This is a genomic window from Sporichthya sp. (assembly GCF_013815995.1).
GTDB lineage: Bacteria > Actinomycetota > Actinomycetes > Sporichthyales > Sporichthyaceae > Sporichthya.
On the sequence record NZ_JACDFE010000294.1, the window covers coordinates 1 to 4,517 of the forward strand.

At 73.8% G+C, this 4,517-nt stretch carries 6 protein-coding genes; 5 read left to right on the top strand and 1 reads right to left on the bottom strand.

Features of this window, described 5'->3' with window-relative positions; genetic code table 11:
- From alr to rimI, 5 genes are all read left to right on the top strand, one after another.
- On the top strand, positions 1-661 hold a 661-nt coding region (gene alr / locus H0X00_RS21845), incomplete at its 5' end, for an alanine racemase (protein WP_293774809.1).
- Entirely contained in the window at positions 658-1,758 is a 1,101-nt protein-coding gene (locus tag H0X00_RS21850; protein ID WP_293774813.1) for an alpha/beta hydrolase, read from the top strand. The genes alr and H0X00_RS21850, both read left to right, overlap by 4 nt.
- Entirely contained in the window at positions 1,758-2,297 is a 540-nt protein-coding gene (gene tsaE, locus H0X00_RS21855; RefSeq protein WP_293774816.1) for a tRNA (adenosine(37)-N6)-threonylcarbamoyltransferase complex ATPase subunit type 1 TsaE, read from the top strand. Before H0X00_RS21850 ends, tsaE begins: the two co-directional genes overlap by 1 nt.
- Positions 2,298-2,348: 51 nt before the next feature.
- A complete protein-coding gene (gene tsaB, locus H0X00_RS21860) occupies positions 2,349-2,993 on the top strand; it encodes a tRNA (adenosine(37)-N6)-threonylcarbamoyltransferase complex dimerization subunit type 1 TsaB (protein WP_293774818.1) in 645 nt (214 codons plus the stop codon).
- Positions 2,993-3,439, top strand: a complete 447-nt coding sequence (gene rimI, locus H0X00_RS21865; protein WP_293774820.1) for a ribosomal protein S18-alanine N-acetyltransferase — start codon at positions 2,993-2,995, stop codon at positions 3,437-3,439. The genes tsaB and rimI overlap by 1 nt, the downstream gene beginning before the upstream one ends.
- On the opposite strand, the gene H0X00_RS21870 is transcribed toward rimI, so the two are convergent.
- Positions 3,414-4,517: hypothetical protein (locus H0X00_RS21870; protein WP_293774822.1), on the bottom strand; the 1,104-nt coding region annotated here is incomplete at its 5' end. The genes rimI and H0X00_RS21870 overlap by 26 nt on opposite strands.

Genomic DNA, 4,517 nt, shown 5'->3' on the forward strand with positions numbered 1-4,517 from the left:
CGTCCGGGTGGTGGGGCTGTGGTCCCACCTGGCCTGCGCCGATGAGCCCGGCCACCCGAGCAACGCCGCGCAGGTCGAGGCCTTCACGGCCGCGGTCTCCGATGCGGAGCGGGCCGGCGTGCGGCCCGAGGTCCGGCACCTGGCCAACTCGGCCGGCACCGTGACCCTGCCCGAGGCGCACTTCGACCTGGTCCGGCCCGGCATCGCGGCCTACGGATTCTCCCCGGTCCCGCAACTCGGCGACTCCGCGGCCTACGGGCTGCGCCCGGCGATGACGCTGGCCGCCCGGCTGGCGCTGACCAAGCGGGTGCCGGCCGGGCACGGGGTCTCCTACGGCCACACCTACGTCACCGAGCGAGCCACGACGCTGGGCATCGTGCCGGTCGGCTACGCCGACGGCATCCCGCGCACCGCGAGCAGCCGGGGACCGATGCTGGTCGGCGGGAAGCGGGTGCCGATCGCCGGCCGGGTCTGCATGGACCAGGTCGTGCTCGACCTCGGTGACCTCGACGTCGCCGCCGGCGACGAGGTGCTGCTGTTCGGTCCGGGCGAGCACGGCGAGCCCACCGTGCAGGAATGGGCCGACCTGATCGGCACCATCACCTACGAGATCGTCACCGGAATCGGGGCGCGCATCCCTCGGGTGTACCGCGGCGCATGACCGAGCTTGAGCTGCTCGCCGACGACTCCGGGTCCGGCGCCCTGCGCTGGGCCCTCAGCGCCGGGGCGGTGGCCGGCGGTGCCCTCGCCACCGCGGGTGCGCGCCGCTACGCCCGGGCGCGCTCGGCGGCCCGGCCGGACCCGATGCGGCGCGAGCCCTTCGGCGAGCTGCACACCGAGCCGATCATCGTCACCGCGAACGACGGGGTGGAACTGGTCGTCGAGGTGGAGGAGTCGCTCCATCCCCCGCAAGGTGCCCCGGCGGACGCGCCCACGATCGTGTTCATCCCCGGGTTCTGCCTGCCGATGGACTGCTGGCACTTTCAGCGCCGCGACCTGCGCGACCTGGGCCGGCTGGTGTTCTACGACCAGCGCGCCCACGGGCGGTCCGGGCGCGGGACGCCGGCGAGCGCGACCATCGAGCAGCTCGCCGACGACCTGCACACGGTGCTGGCGGAGGTCGCTCCGTCCGGGCCGGTCGTCCTGATCGGGCACTCGCTCGGCGGCATGGTCGTGATGGGCTACGCCGATGCCCACCCCACGCTGTTCGGCGACCGGATCGTCGGCGTCGCGCTGCTGACCACCTCACCCGGTCGGCTCGCGGAGATGTCGCTGGGCATACCCGCCGCGCTCATGCAGCGGATCTGGCCGATGGCGCCGACCGTGGTCAACCGGGTGGCCACCAACCCGCTGGCGGTCCGGCGCGGCATGAAGGCCGATCGCGGGATCGGGCTGATGATCACCCGGCGGCTCTCCTTCGGCCGGGCCGACGTCCCGACCTCGCTGGCCAGGTTCGCCGGTCGGCTGTTGTCCTCGACGCCGCTGGATGTCTTCGCCGAGTTCTTCCACGAGTTCGACCGACACGACAAGGAGGCGGCGCTTCCGGTGCTGCAGAGGTGCCCGACGCTGATCGTCGCCGCGGAGCGGGACATGCTCACGCCCGCGGCGCACAGCCGCGCGATGGCCGCGGTGCTCCCGAAGGCCGAGTTGCTGGTGCTGCCGAAGTCCGGGCACCTGGTCCAGCTCGAGGATCCCGACGAGGTGAACGCCGCCCTGCGGCGGCTGCTGGACCGGGTCAAGCTCGCGGCGGGCGCGTGATGACCGGTCCTGATTCGACGGCGGCGACTGCTGCGCTGGTGCTGGAGGTGCCGGCTGCGGCCGACATGCGGGCGCTCGGCGCCCGGCTGGCCGCGGTCCTGCGACCCGGGGACCTGATGGTGCTCACCGGCGACCTCGGCGCGGGCAAGACCACGCTGACCCAGGGCCTGGGCGAGGCGATGGGCGTGCGCGGCCGGGTGGCCTCGCCGACCTTCGTGATCTCGCGGGTGCATCCCGCTCTCGGCGACGGGCCCGGGCTGGTGCACGTCGACACCTACCGGATGGCCGACGCTCTCGAGGTGGCCGACCTCGACCTGGAGTACTCCCTGGCCGAATCGGTCACCGTCGTCGAATGGGGCGCCGGGCTGGTCGAGGAGCTCTCCGCGGACCGACTGGAGCTCGTGCTGACCCGGCAGGCCGACCCGCCGCCCGGCGCCGACCCCGACGACCCGAGCGCCGCCGTCCGCACCGTCACCGTCTCGGCGGTGGGCGAGCGCTGGGCGGGTACCGACCTCGCCACCGCGCTTACGTCCGCCTAACTGGTCGCGACCAGTTGGGCGGAGGCAACGGTGGATACATAGGCTGACGCGGTGCTGCTGTTGGCTATCGACACCTCGACCCCGGCGGTCTCGGTCGCGCTGTGCCGCGACGGCGTCGCGCTGGCCACCGAGACTGTCGTCGACGCGCGCCGGCACAACGAGTTGCTGGCGGTCAGTATCGAGGCGGTGCTGGACCGGGCCGGGGTGACGCCGCGTCAGGTGGACGCGGTCGCCGCCGGGGTCGGGCCGGGGCCCTACACCGGCCTGCGGGTCGGGCTGATGACCGCGCGGGCGCTGGCTCACGCGCTCGGCATCCCGGCGTACGGAATCTGCTCGCTCGACGTGCTGGCGCGCGCCGCGGCCCGGGCCATCGACGGTGAGTTCGTGGTCGCCACCGATGCCCGGCGCAAGGAGGTCTACTGGGCGAGCTACGCCGGTGGCGAGCGGATCTCCGGACCCTCGGTCGACAAGCCGGCCGAGGTGCCCTACGCCGGGCCGCTGGTGGGGGAGGGCGGCGTGCTCTACCCCGAGGCGTTCCCCGGCGCGCGTCCGCCGTTGCACCCGGACCCGGTCGACCTGGCCGCGATCGTCGAGGAGTACGTGGCGGCGGGCCGCGAGACGCTGCCGCTGGAGCCGCTGTACCTGCGCAAGCCGGACGCCGCGCCGCCCGGAGCGCGCAAGCGCGCCCTCGGCTGATGGAACTGCGGCCCGTCCGGTGGTGGGACATCGAGGAGCTCACCGGGATCGAGGCCGTCCTGTTCGGCGTCGACGCGTGGACGGCGGAGACGTTCTGGGGCGAGCTCGCCGGCATCCCCGCCACCCGCTGGTACCGCGCGGCGGTCGAGGGTGAGGAGATCGTCGGGTACGTCGGCCTGGCGGCGATCGAGGGCACGGGGGACGTGCAGACGATTGCGGTTCGCCATGACCACCAAGGCACCGGCCTCGGGGGGGTGTTGCTCGGTGAACTTCTGACGCAGGCTCAGAACGCGGGCTGCTCGGAGGTGCTGCTCGAAGTGCGTGCGGACAACACCGCCGCCATCGCGCTCTACCGACGTCGTGACTTCGTACAGATCGCAGAGCGCCCGCAGTACTACCAGGACGGGGTCGCGGCGCTGATCATGCGCCGGGAGATGTCCGGCTGACCGGCCGGACCACCAGCGCGGTCGGGGCGCCGGAGACCCGGGTGATCACCACCGTCGCCTCGGCGCTGCCCTTGCTGCCGCGCAGAAGTTCGCGGCGCAGTTGCTCGGGAACGATCGACGAACCGCGCTTCTTCACCGTCAGCACCCCGACGCCTCGCTCCCGCAACAGCGTGCGCAGCCTCGGCACCGCGAACGGCAGCACGTCGGTCACCTCGTAGGCGGGGGCGAACGGTGTCGCGACCGGGGCGTCCGCCGTTACGTAGGCGATCGTCGGGTCGAGCAGTCGACCGTTCACCGCCTCGACGACCGCGCCGACCAGGTGCGCGCGGATCACCGCGCCGTCGGGCTCGTAGAGCCAGCGCCCGGGCGGACCGACGGGTGGCGCTACCTCCTCGGAGTCGGGCCCGACTGCCGACAGGGTGTGTCCGCCCGGCAGCAGCGTGGCCCGGCGGCGGATGCCCCCGGCGAGGCCGGCGGAGTACAGCGCGGCCTCCTTGACCTCGCCGCGCAGCGACACCCACTCGATGCCGACGTCCGGGGCAGGGAGCTCGTGCGGGATCCCGGGCGCCACCTTGGCCACGGTCGCCGGCCGGGCCAACAGGTCGTGCACGAACGACCACGGCGGGGAGTAGGACCGTGGGTCGAACACCCGGCCCCGGGCGGAGCGGCGGGCAGGGTCGAGGAAGACCAGGTCCGTCGTGCTGAGATCCGCCGCCTGTGCGTCCCCGACCGTGACCGTCACCACGCTCTCGCTGCGGATGTCATCCGTTGTGACGGCGGCGAGATTGGCAGTGGCGACGGCGGCGGTCAGGCCGTCGGAATCGTTGCCGGCGACCGCGAACCCGGCCGCGCGCAGGGCCAGCAGGTCTGAGCCGATCCCGCAGCAGAGGTCGAGCGCGGTCGCTCCGGGCTCGAGGGCGGCGGCCAGTCGGGCGGCCCGGTGCGCGGCGACGACGGGGTGGGTGGCCTGCTCCAGGCCGTCCGGGGTGAACCACATCCCGGCGGCGGCCGGGCCGAACTTGGTCACCGCGCGCTCGCGGAGCCGGGCCTGGGTCAGGGCGGCGGCGCAGTGGTCGGC